This window comes from Ignavibacteria bacterium (assembly GCA_016873775.1).
Lineage (GTDB): Bacteria > Bacteroidota > Ignavibacteria > UBA10030 > F1-140-MAGs086 > JAGXRH01.
In genome coordinates, this window is record VGWC01000007.1 from 25,959 (window position 1) to 47,315 (window position 21,357).

Here is a 21,357-nt window from a genome sequence, read left to right on the forward strand (position 1 = left end):
AATTTTTCTTTAAACTAATCTGAGAAGTAATGTTGAAAGCGTTAAGAAAATTGACACGCCGATAATATCTTGAAAGGTTGTTTCAAATGGTCCTGCTGTTGCGGCAGGGTCGAAGCCGAGTTTTTTTGAAAGAACAGGAATCAGCGTTCCCATCGTTGCTGCAGTTGACATCGAGAGAAACATTGAAGAACCAACAACAACACCAATCATCAAATGCTGCGACCAAATTCCTGCAACGAGCCCTAATACAACTCCGCACACAATCGCCATCGTCCACACTGCGCGCATTTCTTGCCACCATTTTTTTTTCCAATCTGCAACTGCGATGTGTCCCGTTGATAATCCGCGCACCATGATGACTGCGGCTTGTAATCCTGTGTTTCCGGAAATTGCAGAAATTACCGGCATAAAACTTGCAAGTATAATAAGACGACTCAATGTTTGATTATACATTGAAATAACTATTCCCGTACAAAGAGAAAGAGCCATTGATGCAAGGAGAAACGGTAAGCGCATTTTTGCTATTTCGAGCGGAGATTTTTTTTCTATTTCCGCTGCGTCGCTTCCCGCCATTTTGTACATATCTTCCGACGCTTCCTCTTCCATAACATCGACAATGTCATCATGCGAAATTGTTCCAACGAGCGTTCCATCTCCGGCAACAATCGGTAGAATAACTAAATCGTACTTCTTGAATAAACGCGCAACTTCCTCTTGGTCAAGAAAAACATTTGCCGTAATAACATCACGGTTCATAACGTTCCGAACTTTTTTCTGCGGCGAGTGCAACAAAATATCTTTCAACCGTAAATCGCCGACGAGTTTTCCAGTTTCATCAACAATGAAGACGTTGTAAATTTCTTTCATTGTTTTCGAAGCTTTCCGAACAGCCGCAATTGCTCGATTCACAGTGTCGTTTGCAAATACTGCTACAAATTCTTTTGCCATTAAACCACCTGCAGATGTCGGTTCATATTGCAACAACTCCTGAACTTCACTCTGCGTCGGTTTGTCGAGACTTTCCAGAACTTGCTCTGCAATTTGCGCAGGCATCTCCGAAACTAAATCCGTTGCATCATCGGAATCGAGTTTGTTGATAATACTTGACAAGCGATGTTTGCCAAGAATTTCATACAACGAAGCGCGCTGCGCTTCATCGAGCATCGTGATGACTTCGCCGCCGATTTCTGCATCGAGCAAGTTGAAAAGATATTCTCCTTCTTCGCTGCTTAAGCGATTGATGAGATGTGCAATATCTGCAGGATATAAATCGTACAACAAATTTGCAAGAACCGAAACGGATTTCAATCGAATCAACTCGCTGAATTCTTGAATCAGTTCCTCATCCACTTCAATCAACATTGGCGGAGAAAGAATTTCAATCTTCTCCGTGTCTTCTTGCTCAGGTATGTCGTGATTGTTTTCTATCTCGTTGAATTGTTCTTCCATTGTTCTTTACGACAATGATGTGCGGTAATGTGTTGTAAAAAAATTAGTAATGTCGTTGCTTAACGCTATAAAATCTTCAATAGTTAATTCTTCGGGACGAACGTCGAGTTTGTATTTTGTTTGCAACAGATATTCGTTGATACGAGTTTCATCTGTTGGGAAATATTGTAATGCGTTGCGAAGAATTTTTCTTCTTTTTCCGAATGACGTGCGAACCGTTGCGCGAAAAATTTTTTCATCGAGAACTTTACTGTGCATTTTTTTGAAACGTAATTGCACAATTGCTGATGTTACGTTCGGTTTCGGATAAAAACAATTCGGCGAAACATCGAATAACAACTCAACTTCAGTATAATGTTGAGTCAAGACAGAAAGAATCCCGTATTCTTTCGTTCTTGGCTTTGCTATGAGTCGTTTTGCAACATCACGTTGGAGCATCAATGTTGCGTCGCGAATGATTTCTTTTCTGTTTGGTTCATCAAAAAGTTTGAACAAAATCGGACTTGTAATGTTGTATGGAATATTTCCAACAATACGAAGCGATGAAGAATACGTTCGAGAAATATTCTGTAAATCGCTTTCGAGAAAATCCTGATGAACAATTTCTGCTGAAGAAAACTTTTCCCGCAATTCATCGATAACGCGTTCGTCAATTTCATACGCCAGAAAATGCTTCACGCGGTTGAAAAAATATTTAGTCAGAACTCCGTGTCCCGGACCAATTTCAATCAGAACATCGTTTTTGGTTGACGCAACAGCATCAACAATTTTTCTTGCAATATTTTCATCGCGAAGAAAATTTTGTCCTAAATATTTTTTGGGCGAAACAAATGGCAACGGTGAAAAATTTTTGTGATAATATAAGAAAGGAAGGAAGGAAAAACTTCATTTTGTTAACTCATCTTTTTACAATATCTTTTCGCGTAAAATTTTTTTGGGGGGCCGTAGCTCAGCTGGGAGAGCGTCTGAATGGCATTCAGAAGGTCGAGAGTTCGATCCTCTTCGGCTCCACAAAGTAAAAGTTGAGAGTTTTATCAACAAGATTCTTTCGAATAAACCTCTTCTTTGCTATATATACAATGTCAAAATAAAAAATGCAAAATATCAAATTGGAATTTTATATAATCGGAAAAAATAAGTTCCAATTTTTATCTTTAAATTAAATTTGAAATCCCGTGGAAATTCACACGGGATTTTTTGTTTATGCAACACGAAAAAAATATTGCTGAACTGTTATTGATGTTGAACGTTGTTTCGCTTCGCATTAATTCCCCGTTCACGTGGGCTTCGGGAATCAAGTCACCGATTTATACCGATAACCGTTTGCTCATTTCTTTTCCGAACGAACGTAAAACGATTGTTGATGCGTTTATAGAAATGCTTGAGAATGAAATTGGCGATGTATTTGGTTTTGCCGGAACGGCGACAGCGGGAATTCCCTGGGCATCATTTCTTGCGCAAAAACTTTTCAAGCCGATGTGTTTTGTTCGTTCTTCTGCAAAAGATCACGGCAAAGAAAATTTGATAGAGGGAAAAATTGAAACAGAGAAAAAATATATCGTTGTCGAAGATTTGATTTCAACAGGAGGAAGTTCAATCAATGCAATTAATGCGGTGCGAAACGCGGGTGGAATTGTAGAACATTGTATTGCAATTTTTTCCTACGGACTTCCGAAAGCAAAAGCAAATTTTGCAAATGCGAATTGTAAACTTCACACGCTTACCAATTTTTCTTCTCTGATAGAAACTGCTGTTACGATGAAATATATTTCTGAAACTGAAAAAGAAATTATTTTAAAATGGAGAGAAAATCCAGAAAGTTGGAAATGCTAATTGTCATCACGAGCGAAGCGAAGTAAACTCTAGAAAATTTCTTCGTCACTTCGTTCCTCGGTATGAGGTAAACAAATGAAAAAAATAATCAAACTCAAAAAATCAGTTATTCCCAGTTGCGATGTGAGTTCGCTTTCATCTCTGAAAACATTGGTGAAAGAAACAACGAACATTAAAGGTGTCGGCGCGTACAAAATTGGGTTTCAACTTGCGCTTGGGTTTGGTTTTCCAAAAGTGATTGAAGTGATTCGCAAATATTCTTCGCTGCCGATTATTTACGACCATCAGAAAGCGGGGAATGATATTCCGGAAATGGGAAAACGATTTGCAGAAGTGTGTTGCGATATTGAAGCCGTGATTTTATTTCCGTTCACAGGACCAACATCGGAACGAGAATGGATTCGCGCAGTGAAGAAACAAAAACTTGGATTGATCGTCGGTGGTGAAATGACGCACAAAAACTTTTTGGAAAATGATGATGGATTTATTCGTTACGATGCGCCGAATGAAATTTATTCCATTGCAGCAGAGGAAGGGGTTTGCGATTTTGTTGTTCCCGGGAATAAACCGGAGAGAATTTCTTTTTACAAAACTCTAATTCAATCGAGAGGAATTATGCAGCCGATATTTTATTCTCCGGGATTTATTACGCAAGGAGGAAATGTTTCCGACGCAGTACAATCTGCGGGAGAATATTATCACGCAATTGTTGGTCGTGCGATTTATGAAGCAAAGGATATCGCACAAGCGACGGAAGAAATTGTGAAGCAATTAGGAATTAAAAATTAGGAATTAGGAATTATGAATTTAGAAATACAAGACATAAATGACGAGTTATATCACAACTGCGGCATCGCTGCCGTCCAGTTGAAACACAAAGCAACGTCTTCTTCGAAAACGCTTTCGTACATTTATCGCTTGCTGCTCAATCAACAAAATCGCGGACAGTTAAGTACGGGATTTACGATTTACAATTCCGAAAAAAAACAACTGCTCGATACGTACAAAGGCATCGGAAGCGTTGATGAAGTGTTTCAATCGCGCAATAAAGAGTTTGTAAAAGAATTGTACGAGCGATTTGTCGGGACGAAAGGAATCGGTCACGTGCGTTATTCAACATCGGGAAGTGAAGATAAAAACCTTGCACAACCATTTGAACGAATGCACGGTAATAAATGGAAATGGTTTTCGTTTTGCTGGAACGGTAATCTTGCAAACTATCGCGAACTCAAAACGCAATTGCTCAACGAACACGATTATCATCTCATTCGCAACAACGATACGGAAATAATTTTGCATTTTCTTTCGCTGGAATTACGCGAGCGTAACACTTCTAATTTGCAAACTGTATTTTCCAATCTTGCACAGCAATTCGATGGATGTTTCAATATTGCATTTCTTAATGCGCATGGAGAGATGGTGATTGCGCGCGACCCACTCGGAATGCGTCCCGTTGTGTATGGTGAAAATAACGATGCGTTCTTCGTTGCATCGGAAAGTAATGCGCTGGTGAATTGCGGCGTTACGAATTACAAACATCTTCCGCCGGGAAATTTAATTTATGTGAATGCAAATGGGGAACATCAAATTCTTCCGTTTGCAGAATCGAAAAAGAAAGCGCACTGTTTTTTTGAATGGGTGTATTTTGCGAATGCAAGTTCTGTCATCAATGAAAAATCCGTATACGTTACACGAGCAAATTTGGGGAAAGAACTTGCAAAGCGCGAATGGATTCACAAAGATAACAATGGAACGTTACGTGATGATGTCATTGTCGTTCCTGTTCCCGATACTGCAAAAGCAACCGCAGATGCAATGGCGTACGAATTGAAAATTCCCTCAACAGAAGGATTGCTTAGAAATCGTTTTGTCGGAAGAACGTTTATTGAAGGCGCAATTCGAGAGGAAAGAATTCGCAATAAATACACAGCGCTGCCGGAAGTTTTGAGAAATAAAATCGTCCTGCTTGTTGATGATAGTATTGTTCGTGGCGCAACAACAAAACAACTTGTAAAGTATTTGAAAGCGGAAGGTGGAGCAAAAGAAGTTCATGTGCGTGTTGCAGCTCCTCCGTTGCGTGGTCCGTGTTTTTATGGAATTGCGATGCCGACAGTGAATGAATTGCTTGTACCACAATACGAAGGAAAACCAACCGACGAAGAAATTTCCGAAGAAGTTTTATATCGCATCACTCAAGATTTAGGTGCAGATTCACTTGTATATCAAACGATTGATGGACTCGTGCGTAGTATTGGTTTTTCAGAAAATGAATTGTGTTTTGCCTGTATCAACGGAAAATATCCAACAGAAAGCGGAAAAAAATTATTTGAAGAAGCGTGGAAAGATTTTCGAAGCAGCGAGTTGATATTTTCTGAAAACAAATTATAATTCAAATGTTTATCTCTGCGAAAATCAGCGCAATCTGCGGGAAACATTTCCCGCAAATTTCGCAGATGTACGCTGACAAATTATTCGTAAAGTTTCATTAATCGCACAATGTTTTCAAATAAATAAATGAGAATAATTTCCGGTGAATTAAAAGGTCGAACGCTTGTTTCCGCAAAAGGCGTTGATGTTCGTCCCGTAACGGATAGAGTGAAGCAAGTTATATTCGATGTGTTTCAAACGCGATTGAATTTGAAAAATGCAATTGTGCTCGATGCGTTTTGCGGTACGGGAAGTTTGGGATTCGAAGCATTGAGCAGAGGAGCAAAACGCGTTGTATTTGTGGATGATTCTTCTGATTCCCTCGACGTGTTGCAAAAAAATGTTGCTAAACTTTGCGTAGAACGAAAATGCGATATCGTTCGTGGCGATGCATTGGAGTATTTCGAACGCTGTAAAGAAAATTTTCATCTCATCTTTGCCGACCCGCCGTATGCGTTTGAACAAACAAACAAAATTCCGTTTCTTGTTTCCCAAAATAATTTATTGAAAACAAATTGTTTTCTCGTCATTGAACATTCAAAACATCTTACGGATTGGAAATCACAACACTCAAATCACAAATCTCAAATCATCCTTACTAAATCATTCGGTAATACTATAGTAACATTTTTTCAAAACAGACAGAAAGAAACTGAACAATGAAACTTGCAATTTATCCTGGCACATTTGACCCGATTACGTTTGGACATATTGATGTTCTCGAACGCGCTGTAGAAATCTTTGATAACGTCATCATAGCCGTTTCGACACAATCGGGAAAGCGACCGCTATTTACTTTGGATGAGAGAATTGAAATGATTAGAGAAGTATTAAAAGGAACGTTCAATGTTGCAGTAGAAAGTTTCCACGGATTGTTAATGGATTATGCGCAGACGAAAGGTGCGGTTGCGGTTGTTCGCGGACTTCGTGCTATTTCCGATTTCGAATACGAATTTCAAATGGCTTTGATGAACAGAAAACTGACAAACAATATCAGCACGGTTTTTTTAATGCCGCACGAAAAATATACGTACTTAAATTCAACACTTGTTCGGGAGATTGCAATGTTGGGAGGTAATTGTTCTAACTTTGTTCCTGAGTTCGTGGAAAAAAGACTTCAAGAAAAAATTTCTGAATGTAAGCGTAGCGGAACGTACTGATTGAGAGTGAGTGTATATCTTTTTTCGGAGTTCGGATGTTGGGGAATATTGCTTGTGAAACTCTGAATATTTTTTTTACATTCACCACCGTAATTCAATCGTTTTTTCAATACCGACGAAAACACACACGAGTTTTCGTCCTTAGCAGATAACTTCTCAAACAACAGATACTTCTACGTTTTCTATTTCGGGAACAGCATACAGCGACCTTGATAGTATTGCTGAAACTCCAGACGATTGGGTGAATTTTGAAAATTGGACAATGTTTCTGCTTGAATGGAATCAACTTTATCAATGTCGGAGGAATTTCTGACCCTTTGAATAATACTGTTTTATTCTCAGGAGTCAATAGTTTTTCTCGCTGGTCTTTTGGTCAAGTTGGACACAAATCCGGAGATACGACACGTTTCACGACGGTTCATCAGGAAAGTTTAAACGTTGTTGCAGTAAAGATAAAAAAAAAGGAAAGCCAACTCCCGTTCCTTTGTAAGCGAATGTTCGAGATGCGGCGTTTAAACTGTTTGCAAAACCGGGAATGATTGTTGGAATTCCCATCACTGATAAAAAATCTTGAAAGTAAAAGGATATATCATTATCAGTAAAGGGACATCACTCATAAAGTTTATGCCGCAACCCGGATTTGCGCAAACGTTTTCAAGCGATTTATACAAATGGAAATCGTTTGTTGGAACTCCGAATCTTATTCGTCAATATGCAGAGAGATTTTCACTCGAACAAAACTATCCCAATCCGTTTAATCCGTTAACGGTGATTCGTTATTCGTTAATAGAAAATATGTTGTGAGTTTGAAAGTGTTTGATATTCTCGGAAGATAAGTTGTAACTTTTTTGAACAACGAACAACTTGATGAAGGCGAACACGAAATACAATTTGATGCAAGCAGACTCATGAGCGGAGTGTATCTCTATCGGTTGAATGTGAACAATGGCGAATATGTTCAAACGAAGAAATTGATTTTGATGAAGTAAAACAATTTTCTAAATAGTTTGAAACAACTTTGAAAGTTGTTTTACAACGCCGTGTGTATTCAAAATATGCACGGCGTTTTTTTTATATTTGCCACAAGAAAAACTGATTTTATTATGAATACATGCAAACCACCAAAACTCTACCACGGCGACGTCATAGGTATTGTTGCCACTTCAAGCACTCCTCGTTCACAAGAAGCGGTAGAAAAAGGAATTTCCTATTTGGAAAAACTTGGTTATCGCATCGAAGTTTCAAAAAATATATTTTCCCGTTACGGATATTTGGCGGGAACGGATGATGCGCGGGCAAATGAACTCAACGCAATGTTTGCAAACAAGTTTGTCAAAGCCATTTTTATTGCTCGCGGCGGCTATGGTTTGCATCGCATTCTTTCAAGAATAAATTATACATACATAAAACGTAATCCGAAAATTGTTGTTGGTTTCAGCGATGTTACTGCATTGCAATTAGCATTGTGGAAAAAATGCAACCTCGTTTCGCTTTCTGCGCCGCTTGTTGTCGAGTTTGAAGAAAAACTCAAAGGAAAGACAGAAGATATATTTTGGAGATTGCTTACTTCAACAAAAGTATCTGGAATACGGTACGATGTGCGATGCGAAGGAAACAACAAAAAATATCAACGGGTTAATACAAATGTTCGGGGAATATTGCTCGGAGGAAATCTAACCTTGCTTTCTACGCTTTGCGGGACGACATTTTTTCCATCATTTACGAACAGTATTTTTTTTATGGAAGATGTTGACGAATCACCGTATCGCATTGACAGAATGTTGCAGCATTTAAAACTTGCAAACGTCTTTCGCCGTGCAAATGGAATCGTGTTGGGCGATTTCTCTTCCTGCGAAAAGAACGAGAAGGATTCGCTTTCAATTGCACAAGTGGTTCACGATGTTTTCACAGATATACGCGCACGTGTATTTTCTGGTTTGCAATACGGACACATCCAAGAAATAAAACCGATACCTCTCGGTACTATTGCACAAATCAATGCAAGGAAAAATACCTTGCAACTTGTTGAAAGCGTTGTGCAGTAGTTTTTAGCAACAACGTTACAGAGAAAAAGAAATAATGTGTTTTTCCGATTCCGTAAGTTCTTCGCAAACTTTGTCAATTGCACTGTATTCGTGCAGATGTTTCTCGCGAAATTGTTTATATGCTTCTTCGGAATCCCAAATATCAACGGTAACAAAATAACGATGATGTTCCTTCTGTGCGAGGAGCATCGTTTTTTGGTATCCCTTTTCTCGCGAAAAAAAATGCGCCCACGTTCCGTTCGAATCATACTTGCGCTTAAATTCTTTTTCTTTCCCTCGTGCTACGCAAAATTCCCAAATGATGAAATACATAATTGTTGTTATTGTGTGCAGGTAATATTGATATTCGTATTTCTTTCATGCACTTGTTCCACACGTTGAATCTCGGGAACTTCGTGCATAAGAATCCGTTCAATTCCCGCACGAAGCGTCATTCGCGAAAGCGGACATATTTCACACGTCCCGAGGAGCCGTACTTCCAACACACCGACATCTTCGTGGTATTGTACAATTTCAACATCACCGTTATCTACTTGTAAATATGGGCGTACAATGGAAAGCGCACTTTCAATGCGCAACGAAATTTCATTCATCGTTCGGAAAAATTAATTGCTCTCCAACTGAATATCGACGGTTGAAGCAGAATCATCTTTGGAAAGATGTTGAATACTGATTTGTGCCGCCATATTTCTTGCAACGGTTAAGAACGCTTGCGCCTGTTCGGATTCGGGTTCTTTCAAAACAATAGGAACTCCCTCATCCCCCCCAATGCGTGTTCCCGTAGAGATGGGAATTTCTCCAAGAAATGGAACGCCGAGTTGTTTGCTGGCAGTATTTCCTCCGCCATAATCAAAAATATTTTCGCGGTTTCCACAATGCGAACAAATATAGTAACTCATATTTTCCACAATGCCAATCGTAGGAACGTTCACTTTTTCAAACATTGCAAATCCTTTGCGAACGTCCGCAAGAGAAATTTCCTGCGGCGTTGTTACAATCACCGCACCCGTAAGCGGTAATGTTTGCGCAAGTGTCAGTTGAATATCTCCTGTTCCCGGCGGCAAGTCGAAAATCAGATAATCAAGTTCTCCCCATTCAACATCAGTGATGAATTGTTTCAACGCGCCGCTTGCCATAGGTCCTCGCCAAACAATTGCTTGCATCGGGTCAACAAGAAATCCGATGGACATAATTTTTACATTATATTTTTCGACGGGAAAAATTTTCTGCTGAAAAATTTGCGGACGTCCATTCGAAATTCCCATCATCAGCGGAATACTTGGTCCATAAATATCCGCATCAAGTAAACCGACTTTTGCGCCTTCGGTTGCAAGTGCAACAGCAAGATTGGCGGCAACCGTAGATTTTCCAACCCCTCCTTTTCCGCTTGCGACCGCGATGGTATTTTTTACTTGTTGCAATATCGGTAATTGCGGACGAACACTCGTACGAACCTGCGCCGTCATTTCTATTACTATTTTTTCCAGCAATGGAAATGTTTTGCGGAGTTCCGTTTCCGCTTGCATTTTCAGTTCATCGCGAACGGGACAAGCGGGCGTTGTTAACTCGATAGTGAACGATACGTCGCGATTGGTAATCTGAATATTTTTAACGAAGCCAAGTGTTACAATATCTTTGTGTAAATCCGGGTCGCGAACGGAGCGAAGCGACTGGAGAATCTGTTCTTCTGAAATTGAATTTGTTGTTGTAAAAAATCCCATTGTATTGTTGATGAAAAAAAATTGCGAGAAAAATTACATAAAAGAGAATGGAGAAAAAAGTAAATGGAAAATTACGGATGCAGAAATATTCTTCTCGGGGATGTTATATTCATAATGGGACTCAGTAATAAATGCAAATGCTATCCGGAACTGTGCAAATACAGTCTGCACAGTTGCAAATGCTGGTAATGTTTCAAAAGAGTTGATAAAGGGAAAATAGAGAATTAAAAAGAGAATTTTTTTCCACTATCATCAATGAGCCCGCAACGGCAAAAAAATCCAAATACATTGGGCTTGAACGAAAAATCATTGATAATTCTTTTTTCGTTCAAGCAAATGTACCATAGTACAAACGATGAGGAACCATAAAATTGAAGGGAAAATGAATTTTTTAAAAGGATAACAATCGGATTCAAATAAGAAGAAGCGTTTTGTATAAGCGCTCGCGGATGAGATACAATTCGATGAAAATGGATTCACATGTCTCGTGAATTTCTATCGTTAATAATAAACTAGTGGCTTTGAAAACCTTGAAGGTTTCTCTGATTTCTTTGGTTTTCGCTTTATCTTTCTCTATATTTTGCCCGAAAAATTTTCTCACGATGTTGTCCTTCTTTTTTAAACAATCCGATTATTTCCAAACACAACACAAGAACACGGTAAAGAAAGAACCAACAACTCAAATGTTTAATCATGTCCCACTGTTTTCCATAGCGGAGTGGGACATTTTTTTTCCCTTGAAAAACTTCGGTGAACGTTGGAACAATAGCGAAAATCCTTGAAGCGTGGGCTCCGAAAGAACTTGCGTGGGAAAAAGATAACGTAGGTTTGCAAGTAGGAAATGCAATGGATAGCGTCGAAAAAATTCTTGTAGCGCTCGATGTTACAGAACACGTCATTGCGGAAGCGGCAAACAACAATGTTCAATTGATTGTTTCGCATCATCCGCTACTTTTTCGACCGTTACAATCTGTAACATCGAATGACCGAGTCGGAAATCTTGTTCGGCAGTTGATTCAAAAAAATATTGCCGTGTATTCTGCGCATACGAATTTGGATTTTACAGCACGCGGCGTAAGTTTTGCGCTTGCAGAAGAACTGGAACTCGAGAACGTTCAGTTTCTCGTTCCGCTTGCTCCGATGCAAAAAAAAATTGTTGTGTTTGTCCCGAAAGAAAATGTAGAAGCCGTTGCAACGGCGATGGGAAATGCCGGCGCTGGTCAAATAGGGAATTATGAATGGTGTTCGTTTCGTGGAGAAGGAACGGGAACATTCCGAGGGAATGAATATTCAAAACCATTTTTCGGAACTGCGGAACAATATGAAACGGTCAATGAAGTCCGATTGGAAATGGTCGTTCCGAAATGGAAACTTTCTTCCGTTCTCGATGCAATGAAAGAGGCGCACCCGTACGAAGAAGTTGCCTTCGATGTGTATCCGTTGGAAAATGGTGCAACCACGTGCGGAATGGGTGCGATAGGAATGTTGCATCGGGAAGTATCCGAAGAAGATTTTCTTCGTTTCGTAAAAAGAAAACTGCAATGTTCGGCATTAAAATTTTCGAAAGGGAAAACAGGAAAAATTTTTCGCGTTGCTGTATGCGGAGGAAGTGGCGCAGAGTTTCTTTCGTCGGCAATAGCGAAAAACGCTGATGCATACGTTACGGCAGATATCGCCTATCATCCGTTTCACGATGCGGAGGGGAAACTTCTTCTGATAGATGCGGGGCATTATGAAACAGAACGAGTCATTCTTTCGCGCATTGCGGAAACGATATCGCGCTCATCGGTACGAATGTCGCAGAGCGTTGAAGTTCTAATCACCGAATCAACAACGAGCGCAATTCATTGGATATACTAAGTTTTACTCACAATACAAGAAAAATGCATGAGAAATAAATTACGAAATATATACGCTGTTCAGCAGATAGATTTGCGGCTTGACGAACTGCATGAATTAAAAGGCGATTTACCTCAGGAAGCCGCGCGATTGCGCACGGAAATTTTACAGCGCGAACATAAAATCGAAGAGATGCTGACATCCGTAAGACATAATATGATACTTCGAAATGATACGGATGTTGCAATTACGGAATTAAAAGAAAAGGTAGAAAAATACCGCACGCAACAAATCCAAGTGAAAACGAACAAACAATACGATGCGTTGACGAAAGAAATTGAAACGTCTCAACTTCTCATTGCCAAACTTGAAAAGGAATTTACCGACTTGGAAGCGAAAGCAAATATGGCGAAAATAGACAGTGAAAAGTTGGCAAAGGAACTTCCCGACTTGCAAAAAGAATTTAAGGCAGTCGAAAAAGAACTCAAAGAAGTTTCGGCAGAAAACAGCGAAGAAGAGCAATCGTTGCTATCTGGAAAAAAAGTTTTGCTTGATGAGTTGGATGACGACGACGTTATCATCTACGAAAGAATCCGCAAAGCAAAAAACAGACGTGCTGTTGTGCCGGTATTAGTTCGTGAAGAAGGAAAAACCAAAAAGGTTCGCGAATCAACATGCGGCGGTTGCTATCACCGGGTTCCTCCAGAACGAATGGCGGATATCCGAAAACTTGATAGGATGTACACCTGTGAGCATTGCGCAAGAATTCTTGTTCCGGAAGAAGTAACTGCGGTATAACGAAGAGTTGTTGAAAATGAATTGAATGCGCGTTGAAGCAATCGCCCCGAATGCATTCGGGGAGGAAAGTCCGAACTTCGAACGGCAAAGCATCCCGATGCTTTCGGGAACGCTCCAGATAATGCTGTGGCGGTGGAAAGTGTAACAGAAAATATACAGTCCGCCGTTGGCGGATAACGGTGAAAAGGCGAGGTAAGTGCTCACCATTTCGGGAAGTAATTTTCGGAATTGACAAACCCTGCTTGAAGCAAGATCGCGTAAGAGAAAATCAAAAAAACCGAATGGAAAAATTCTTTGAATCTTTCTTTTGTTTTTTTTTCATCAGTTGCCCGCTGATGTTCTCCTGTACTGTGGAAATTTTCTCGGGTAGATCGCATTAGAGAAATGATTGCTTACCGAAGAAATTCGGGAATACAGAATTCGGCTTACCAACGCGCATTTTTTTTTTACAAACATTTCTCAAACCGCCAATGTTTGCATTGTTGAAAAAAAATTGCGACACTAAAAGTTTATCGTGTCCCTTTTCAAAAAATACTTGAAGGTTTTCAATCCGGTTATGACAAATTCTTTTATGAACATTGTATAATACATACGTATTTCTTGAACAACGATTTCCAACATACACACGAATGCAATTGACAGAGATGCGAGGATAACCTATGACATGGGAAATTTTTTTGGATGCTAAACAAATCCGCAACTGCGTTTTTCCAATCATACCTTTACAACAAAACCATTGAATCAGCAACGTGAATACCGATGGGTTCTTGCTTCTGAACCCGATGCAGCCATTATCAAGAGATTGATGGATGAAATACATATTAGCGATACGATAGCAACGTTATTATATCATCGCGGAATTACAACATACGACGAAGCCAAAAAATATTTTCGTCCATCGTTTGCAGATTTACACAATCCGTTTCTGATGGATGGAATGGAACGCGCAGTTCAGCGTGTTTTAACTGCATTAGAACAGAAAGAAATAATTTTCGTCTTCGGCGATTACGATGTAGATGGAACGAACGCCACTTCCATGCTGTATCTGTTCCTTAAAAAACTTGGTGCCAATGTTCTGTATTCTGTTCCGAACCGCGTACTCGATGGATACGGAATTTCCATTGCAGGAATACAAAAAGCCAAAGAACTCGGAACGTCGCTCTTTATTTCTGTTGATTGCGGAATTACTGCCATCGAGCAGATTGATTTTACAAACTCTCTTGGCATTGATGTCATTGTTTGCGACCATCACGAACCCGGAGAAACTCTTCCCAATGCATACGCAGTACTTGACCCATTAAAGCCAACGTGCAATTATCCGTTTAAATATCTTTGCGGATGCGGCGTTGCCTTTAAATTTATGCAAGGAATATTGCAGCGAAAACTTATGGATATGTTCGAAGTTGAATCTACACTTCGCGAGTATCTCGATTTTGTTGTACTTGCAACCTCTGCGGATATTGTTCCGATAACCGGTGAAAACCGAACGCTTCTTAAAATCGGTCTTGAACAATTTAACCGTTCTCCTCGCATTGGAATTCGCACACTAATCTCCAACGCAGGTTTGAAACTCGGAAGAATTTCCGTGGGACAAATTGTGTTTGTTCTTGCTCCTCGTATCAACGCTGTTGGACGAATGGGAGATGCACATCGCGCTATTCATTTACTCACCTGCGAGGATGAACAGCAAGCATCGGAACTTGCCGCAGTGTTGGAAAAAGAAAATGTTGCACGGCGAAAAATTGATGAGGAAACTTTTCTCGAAGCGCAAACCGTTGCAGAATCGTTTTTGCAAAGTAATAACCCTGCAGTTCTCGTTCTTCATCAGGAGCATTGGCATCCGGGGGTAATCGGAATTGTTGCTTCGCGCATAGTCGAAAAGTATTACAAACCAACAATTATGCTTACGTCCGTTGACGGAAAAGTAAAAGGTTCCGCGCGCAGTGTGGATGGTTTTGATATATATACTGCGCTGACGCAAGTCGAAGACCGATTGCTTTCGTTCGGAGGACATAAGTACGCCGCGGGAGTTTTACTGGAAACGCACCGCATAGATGATTTCCGCGAAGCGCTATCAAAAACCGTGAATGAATTGATGACCGAAGAACACAGAACGCCGGGAATAAAAATCGAGCGTACGATTTCTCTTTCAGAACTGAATCCGAAATTCTTCCGTATTCTTGACCAATTTTCTCCGTACGGTCCTCAAAATATGCGTCCAACATTACTTGCAAAAAATGTTACCGTGTACGGAACTCCGCGTATTGTCGGAAAAGGTCATCTTCGTTTAAAATTAAAAGAATCCTCAAACGGAATCAGTTTGTATTTCGATGCAATTGGATTCGGTCTGGGCGACCGCATTGAACAACTTTCGCACAATACAAATATTGATATTGTTTTTTCGCTTGATGAATATGAAGGAAGCAGTTACCATTCTAACGGTGGTGAGTTTATTCCACAACTTCGTGTAAAAGATTTTCGTTTGAGTGCGTGAGAACTGAAGAATATATGATGATAACCATAGGAAGATACGAGATTTTTGAAGTTCATTTATTTACATTTTTATGTTAACTATTTATTTGTAACTATGTCAGGTCATTCAAAATGGGCAACAATTAAGCGCAAAAAAGCCGCTATTGATGCCGCACGTGGACGTGTTTTTACTCAGATAGTAAAAGAAATAACTATTGCTGCGCGCGTCGGAGGTGGAAATCCGGATGGAAATCCACGGCTTCGTCTTGCGATTGACAAAGCGAAAAGCGTTAATATGCCGCAAGATAATATCAAGCGCGGTATTATGAAAGGAACGGGTGAATTGCCCGGCGTTTCGTACGAAGACGTTCTCTACGAAGCATACGGAGCCGCAGGTGTTGCGTTGCTCATTGAATGTGTTACTGATAATAAAAACAGAACGGTTTCAGAAATTCGGCATCTTCTTGAACGGAACGGTGGAAAACTTGCAACATCGGGAGCCGTCGAATGGTTGTTCCATCGAAAAGGCGTGATGCATGTTGCAAAAACAATATGTGGCGAAGACGATTTGCTCGCTATTGTTCTTGATGCTGGCGCCGATGATATGAAAACGGAGGATGAGTTTTATCAAGTTATTACCACGCCTGAAAATTTTGAAACGGTAAAAAACGCACTCTCAAAAAAGGGAATCGAAACGGAATCTGCGGAACTGGCGCGCATACCGGAAAATACCGTGAAAGTTGAAGGAAAAGATGCAAATGCTGTGCTTCGTCTTATCGAATCACTCGAAGAACATGAAGACGTTCAGAACATTTCCGCAAATTTTGACATTGATGAGAAAACAATGGCGGAGTATAACGGATAAGTAGTCGTCCCTTAAAAACAGCGACAAGCATTGAATCTAAAGTTGCAGGGAGAATAGTCATACTTCACCAAAACCTTGTGTGCCATTCATAAATAGAACGATGTTATCCAAAGAAAAACACACCCACAAATAGGCTTCTCACGACGTTTGAAGAACAACTGAATCATCAGCATCCGCTCTACATTTTATCCCATCGCGTGGAATGGCAACGCTTTGATGTTGCGTTCAGAAAACATTACAGCGAGACGATGGGTGAGCCAGCGAAACCTATTCGGCGGATGGTGGGATTGCTCATCTTAAAACATTTGCGGAACTTAAGCGACGAGAGCGTGGTGGAACAATGGGTGGAAAATATTTATTACCAATTTTTCTGCGGGGAACACTATGTGGCACAACAACCGCCGTGTGTTCCGATAGAGTTATTCGAGTTTCGCAAACGCATTGGTGAAGAAGGAATCGAATTGATTTTTCAAGAGAGCATTCGCATCAATTGTAACGATGCTCAAGATGATGAAGGAACAACGAATACGAACGTGCAATAGAAAAATATTACCTTTCCCACGGACAGTAAATTGCACAGAAAAATTATTGAGAAATGCAAAGGGATTGCGGAGAAAGAAGGCATTGAGTTGCATAAAACATACACACGCACGGTGAAAAAACTTACGCGTGCGTTACGCTTTCGTCATCACCCGAACCAGTATGCGAAGGCACGCAAGTCAGGCAGGAAACTCAAAACCATTTCCGGAAAACTTGATACACTCAGAACCAATCCGTTGCAAATAAAAGGCACCGTTCCATTACTTTCTGTCAATTTTCTGAAGCCAAGTTTGAAGATCAAACCGGATATCGAACCGCAGAGTGAATATGATTTTCCACAAGCATTTTTCCTGTTGCAAAATTTTCCAAATCCATTTAATCCAACGACAACCATTCAGTATAAACTTGCAAATGAATCGCAAGTAACAATGACAGTGTTCAATTTACTCGGTGAAGAAGTAGCAACGCTGATGAACAACGAAGAATATCCCGAAGGAACATATTCCATTGATTTCGACGCAGCGGGTTTGTCGTCGGGAATTTATTTTTATCGTCTCACTGCTATTCCACTTGATGACGAAGGATTACCCGTTCATCTTGTCAAGAAGATGGTGGTGGTTAAGTAGGATTGTCATCTATATATTTTTAGTATGAATTAAGAAAGCGGCTTTCAACTTATGAAAACCGCTTTTACTGTTTTTAAGTTTGTCATTTCACGAGTAATAATTTTTTCATCGCTTGAAAATTCCCCGCTTTCATTTTATAAAAATACACTCCGCTTGCTATGCGCGAAGCATCGAATCGCACAATTTTATATCCCGCTTGTTCAAATCCATTTACCAACACGAAAACTTCTCTCCCTAATAAATCGTAAATTTTAAGAGTAACAAATTCATCGTGAGGTAATTCATATTTAATCAATGTTACCGGATTGAAAGGATTGGGAAAATTTTGCTTTAACGAAAATTCTTTCGGAAGCAATGATTGCGCAGAGATATTTTTCTTCGGAAATGTTCGCATTTCAACCTTCAATGCTTTTTTCCCTGTTCCGCCATACGTTTCGGTTCCAGTTATTAGTCGTAATATTTGCTCTGCGATTTGCGTTCGTTCATCATTGGGATATTGCATGAACATAGAATTGTACGTTTGTTCTGCAATGTCAAAATATTCTAAACTACACACTTCAAGTAAAAGTTTTGAAAGGAGAGTTGATATTCTCGTGTCTGTATCAAGTTCCATCGTTAACGCATTTTCGTACGTGTTCATTGCAGAAAATGCATCTTCCCATCGCTCAAAAAATCCGAAGCAAGCAAAATCGGCGACTTTAGTGAAATTTTATGTGGGGTAAAAATCCAAACTGTTATGTGTAGTATTTTTCGTCTTTATTACCACGGAGACCAAAACCTGCAGGAGCAAAAAGACTTGTAGAAAAAAGATGGAATTTTTCGTGTTTTTGTTACTTAATGGCAGTTACTCACTTTGCTTTGAAAAAAACTTGTTGGTAGAAAGCAATACACACAAAAAACCTAACCTATCTGTTTGAATTTGGCAAATGTTCACAATATCTATCTGTGAATATCAGTTCAATCCGTGTCATCTGTGTTCTATTACTCTAAATGAATGAAACACTGTTGAAAAATAAAAATGCAGAACTGCAAAATGCAAATAGAGAAGCGCAATGAAAAATGAAGAGCCGCAGACAGTAATGAGAAGGGAATATATTTTTAGTTTTCCTTGACAAACTTAAAAGGAAACTTTATATTGAACACGAATTTTTTTTATGAAGAACAACGCGTACGGGCAACGCGATGTGACTTACTGAAGAATGAGATTCACCGGGGAACAACGGTTGCCTCACACTCTGAACCTTACTCTCCACCAGAGAGCCACACCTGCGCATGCCACTTTCAGCGCGAACTATACTTTTTCCGTAAATATGAAGTACGCCCAAATAGAAAAGAAATACAAAAACAAATGGGTTCTCTTTGAATGCACAAAAACAACCGAAGATTTTCAAATACTTGATGCGAATGTAATTGCTTCCGCGAAAACGAAAGAGGAATTGTATGAGCCAAGGAAAAAATTGACGGGAAATACTACTTCTCTTATCGCAATTGAATACTTTGGAGAAATTCCCGAAGACAACGTATTAGTAATGTGAAACACTACACACTCAATGTTTTACTCGGAATGGATTTTCTTACGATGTATGATATTTCACTTGCTTTGAAAAGCGGGACGATAGTAGTGAAATGATTATATGATGATAATTGACAACTAAAAAAAGTTTACAAGTTTTTTTATTAACACCGTAGAACAAGTTTCCAACTTGTTTTACACAATTACGAAAGCAAACTATATGAAAAAAAATAGATACTCAACATTTATTTGTTTGATATTTTCCTTTTTGTTTTTAGAAATCGCCGCTTTAAATGCACAGGTGATAAGCGTTTCTCCGCCTCAAAATGCGTTGAACGTGCAACCAAACGCTACGATACAGGTTACGTTTGCGCAAGCGATGAATACCACAACATTTAACGACACTTCCTCGTTTTTGGTGTACGGACAAACAAGCGGAAGGTACCGCGGAAGTTTTTCGTTTTCATCTGCGTTCTCAAAAACTGTCATTCCCGCGAACGCGGGAAACCACAACGATGTGGGAAAAATGGATTCCCACTTGCGTGGGAATGACTATACAAAGATATTCAACAACATTGTAACATTTACTCCCAATACCCCTTTTAAAAAAGGCGACATTATTACGGTAAATGTAACCAACAAAATAAAAAATGCAAACGATGTTGCTATTACACCGTTGCTGTGGCAATTTACAGTTGTTGTAAATATTTCGGATGGAACATTTTCGACTAACGTTGATTATGCAACAGGAAATTTACCATCTTCAGTTTCTGTGAGCGATATAGATGGCGATGGTGATGGTGATATTGTAATTGCAAATGGGATTTCAAATACAGTTTCTGTCCTGAAGAATAATGGTGATGGCACGTATGCGGCAAAAGTTGATTATATAACAGGAGATAATCCATATTCAGTTTCTCTGAGCGATATAGACGGCGATGGTGATGGCGATATTGTTACTGCAAATTACTGGTCAAATACAGTTTCTGTATTGAAGAATAATGGGAATGGAACATTTATGGCGAAAGTTGATTATGCAACAGAAAGTTATCCATCTTCAGTTTTTGTGAGCGATATAGATGGCGATGGTGATGGCGATATTGTAACTGCAAATTACTATTCATATACGGTTTCTGTGTTGAAGAATAATGGGGATGGAACGTTTGCGCCTAAAGTTGATTATACAACAGGAACTGAGCCACGTTCAGTTTCTCTGAGCGATATAGATGGCGATGGTGATGGCGATATTGTAACGGCAAATCTTGATGCAAATACAGTTTCTGTTCTGAAGAATAATGGAGATGGAACGTTTGCGTTTAAAGTTGATTATGCGACAGGAACTGAGCCACGTTCAGTTTCTCTGAGCGATATAGATGGCGATGGTGATGGCGATATTGTAACAGCAAATTTTAATGCAAATACAGTTTCTGTTTTGAAGAATAATGGGAATGGAATGTATGCGGCGAAATTTGATTATGCAACAGGAGGTAATCCATATTCAGTTTATGTGAGCGATATAGATGGCGATGGTGATGGCGATATTGCCGTTGCAAATTGGGGTTCAAATTCAGTTTCTGTGTTGAAGAATAATGGGAATGGAACGTACGCGACGAAAATTGATTATACAACTGGAGTTGGTCCAATTTCAGTTTATGTGAGCGATATAGATGGCGATGGTGGTGGCGATATTGTAACTGCAAATTACTGGTCAAATACAGTTTCTGTATTGAAGAATAATAATACCACCTCCACCATCTCCGCGGGGGAAGTAAATATTCCTAAAGAATTTTCATTAAGTCAAAATTATCCCAATCCGTTCAATCCGACAACAACGATTCGATTTGAAATTCCCGTAGGGGCAATTCATGAATTGCCCTTACAAACAACGTTGAAAATCTACAACGTTCTCGGTCAAGAAGTTGCAACGCTTTTGAATAATGAAACGATGGACGAAGGAGAACACGAAGTTCAGTTTGATGCAAGTGGATTAACAAGCGGCTTGTATTTCTATAGCTTACGCGCCGGAACATTCTTGGAAACGAAGAAAATGATACTGCTGAAATAATTTA

The 21,357-nt window shown here is 39.6% G+C and carries 22 protein-coding genes, 1 tRNA gene and 1 other RNA gene; 18 read left to right on the plus strand and 6 right to left on the minus strand.

Going from position 1 to position 21,357, the window contains the following annotated elements; genetic code table 11:
* Positions 1-9 precede the first annotated feature (9 nt).
* Together mgtE and rsmA are read right to left on the minus strand one after the other, a co-directional pair.
* Positions 10-1,449 carry a magnesium transporter gene (gene mgtE / locus FJ218_01990; GenBank protein ID MBM4165686.1) on the minus strand — a complete coding sequence of 480 codons (1,440 nt, stop codon included), beginning with the start codon at positions 1,447-1,449 and terminating at the stop codon, positions 10-12.
* Between the two features lie 6 nt (positions 1,450-1,455).
* A complete protein-coding gene (gene rsmA, locus FJ218_01995; protein ID MBM4165687.1) occupies positions 1,456-2,286 on the minus strand; it encodes a ribosomal RNA small subunit methyltransferase A in 831 nt (276 codons plus the stop codon).
* A 101-nt stretch (positions 2,287-2,387) separates the two neighbouring features.
* Here rsmA and FJ218_02000 point away from each other — a divergent pair.
* From FJ218_02000 to FJ218_02040, 9 genes are all read left to right on the plus strand, one after another.
* A tRNA-Ala gene (locus tag FJ218_02000) sits at positions 2,388-2,463 on the plus strand.
* A 189-nt stretch (positions 2,464-2,652) separates the two neighbouring features.
* Positions 2,653-3,282: an orotate phosphoribosyltransferase gene (locus FJ218_02005; protein MBM4165688.1), complete on the plus strand. Its 630-nt coding sequence runs from the start codon at positions 2,653-2,655 to the stop codon at positions 3,280-3,282.
* 75 nt (positions 3,283-3,357) lie between these two features.
* Complete coding sequence (locus tag FJ218_02010) at positions 3,358-4,071, plus strand: hypothetical protein (GenBank protein MBM4165689.1); 714 nt, start codon at positions 3,358-3,360, stop codon at positions 4,069-4,071.
* Positions 4,072-4,083: 12 nt separating this feature from the next.
* The gene (locus FJ218_02015; GenBank protein MBM4165690.1) at positions 4,084-5,670 is read left to right on the plus strand and encodes an amidophosphoribosyltransferase; all 1,587 of its coding nucleotides are present in this window, start codon (positions 4,084-4,086) and stop codon (positions 5,668-5,670) included.
* Positions 5,671-5,796: 126 nt separating this feature from the next.
* Positions 5,797-6,372, plus strand: a complete 576-nt coding sequence (gene rsmD, locus FJ218_02020) for a 16S rRNA (guanine(966)-N(2))-methyltransferase RsmD (GenBank protein MBM4165691.1) — start codon at positions 5,797-5,799, stop codon at positions 6,370-6,372.
* Positions 6,369-6,869, plus strand: a complete 501-nt coding sequence (coaD, locus tag FJ218_02025; GenBank protein ID MBM4165692.1) for a pantetheine-phosphate adenylyltransferase — start codon at positions 6,369-6,371, stop codon at positions 6,867-6,869. Before rsmD ends, coaD begins: the two co-directional genes overlap by 4 nt.
* A 272-nt stretch (positions 6,870-7,141) precedes the next feature.
* Positions 7,142-7,408 (plus strand): hypothetical protein, encoded by a 267-nt coding sequence (locus FJ218_02030; protein ID MBM4165693.1) that lies wholly within the window; start codon positions 7,142-7,144, stop codon positions 7,406-7,408.
* Positions 7,409-7,439: 31 nt separating this feature from the next.
* The gene (locus FJ218_02035; protein ID MBM4165694.1) at positions 7,440-7,673 is read left to right on the plus strand and encodes a hypothetical protein; all 234 of its coding nucleotides are present in this window, start codon (positions 7,440-7,442) and stop codon (positions 7,671-7,673) included.
* A gap of 251 nt (positions 7,674-7,924) precedes the next feature.
* Positions 7,925-8,914, plus strand: a complete 990-nt coding sequence (locus FJ218_02040; protein ID MBM4165695.1) for an LD-carboxypeptidase — start codon at positions 7,925-7,927, stop codon at positions 8,912-8,914.
* Between the two features lie 15 nt (positions 8,915-8,929).
* Here FJ218_02040 and FJ218_02045 read toward each other — a convergent pair whose 3' ends face one another.
* The 3 genes from FJ218_02045 to apbC are packed head-to-tail and all read right to left on the minus strand — an operon-like array spanning position 8,930 to position 10,635.
* Positions 8,930-9,226, minus strand: a complete 297-nt coding sequence (locus FJ218_02045; GenBank protein ID MBM4165696.1) for a hypothetical protein — start codon at positions 9,224-9,226, stop codon at positions 8,930-8,932.
* A gap of 8 nt (positions 9,227-9,234) precedes the next feature.
* Positions 9,235-9,507, minus strand: a complete 273-nt coding sequence (locus tag FJ218_02050; GenBank protein MBM4165697.1) for a NifU family protein — start codon at positions 9,505-9,507, stop codon at positions 9,235-9,237.
* 12 nt (positions 9,508-9,519) lie between these two features.
* Positions 9,520-10,635 (minus strand): iron-sulfur cluster carrier protein ApbC, encoded by a 1,116-nt coding sequence (apbC, locus tag FJ218_02055; protein MBM4165698.1) that lies wholly within the window; start codon positions 10,633-10,635, stop codon positions 9,520-9,522.
* Between the two features lie 750 nt (positions 10,636-11,385).
* On the opposite strand from apbC, the gene FJ218_02060 reads away from it, so the two are divergent.
* The 7 genes from FJ218_02060 (at position 11,386) to FJ218_02090 (ending at position 17,775) form a co-directional block, all read left to right on the plus strand.
* Complete coding sequence (locus tag FJ218_02060; GenBank protein ID MBM4165699.1) at positions 11,386-12,495, plus strand: Nif3-like dinuclear metal center hexameric protein; 1,110 nt, start codon at positions 11,386-11,388, stop codon at positions 12,493-12,495.
* A gap of 27 nt (positions 12,496-12,522) precedes the next feature.
* Entirely contained in the window at positions 12,523-13,272 is a 750-nt protein-coding gene (locus FJ218_02065; protein ID MBM4165700.1) for a hypothetical protein, read from the plus strand.
* A 24-nt stretch (positions 13,273-13,296) separates the two neighbouring features.
* Positions 13,297-13,716, plus strand: an RNA gene (gene rnpB, locus FJ218_02070) — RNase P RNA component class A.
* Positions 13,717-14,077: 361 nt separating this feature from the next.
* Positions 14,078-15,766, plus strand: a complete 1,689-nt coding sequence (recJ, locus tag FJ218_02075) for a single-stranded-DNA-specific exonuclease RecJ (protein ID MBM4165701.1) — start codon at positions 14,078-14,080, stop codon at positions 15,764-15,766.
* Positions 15,767-15,859: 93 nt separating this feature from the next.
* Positions 15,860-16,609, plus strand: coding sequence for a YebC/PmpR family DNA-binding transcriptional regulator (locus FJ218_02080; GenBank protein MBM4165702.1), 750 nt, complete (start codon positions 15,860-15,862; stop codon positions 16,607-16,609).
* 197 nt (positions 16,610-16,806) lie between these two features.
* Entirely contained in the window at positions 16,807-17,151 is a 345-nt protein-coding gene (locus FJ218_02085) for a transposase (protein MBM4165703.1), read from the plus strand.
* Between the two features lie 6 nt (positions 17,152-17,157).
* Positions 17,158-17,775, plus strand: a complete 618-nt coding sequence (locus tag FJ218_02090; protein ID MBM4165704.1) for a T9SS type A sorting domain-containing protein — start codon at positions 17,158-17,160, stop codon at positions 17,773-17,775.
* Between the two features lie 82 nt (positions 17,776-17,857).
* Here the strand turns inward: FJ218_02090 and FJ218_02095 are convergent, their stop codons facing one another.
* A complete protein-coding gene (locus tag FJ218_02095) occupies positions 17,858-18,415 on the minus strand; it encodes a T9SS type A sorting domain-containing protein (protein ID MBM4165705.1) in 558 nt (185 codons plus the stop codon).
* Positions 18,416-19,085: 670 nt separating this feature from the next.
* Here FJ218_02095 and FJ218_02100 point away from each other — a divergent pair.
* Positions 19,086-19,310 carry a hypothetical protein gene (locus tag FJ218_02100; protein ID MBM4165706.1) on the plus strand — a complete coding sequence of 75 codons (225 nt, stop codon included), beginning with the start codon at positions 19,086-19,088 and terminating at the stop codon, positions 19,308-19,310.
* Between the two features lie 198 nt (positions 19,311-19,508).
* A complete protein-coding gene (locus tag FJ218_02105) occupies positions 19,509-21,353 on the plus strand; it encodes a T9SS type A sorting domain-containing protein (GenBank protein ID MBM4165707.1) in 1,845 nt (614 codons plus the stop codon).
* Positions 21,354-21,357: the final 4 nt, after the last annotated feature.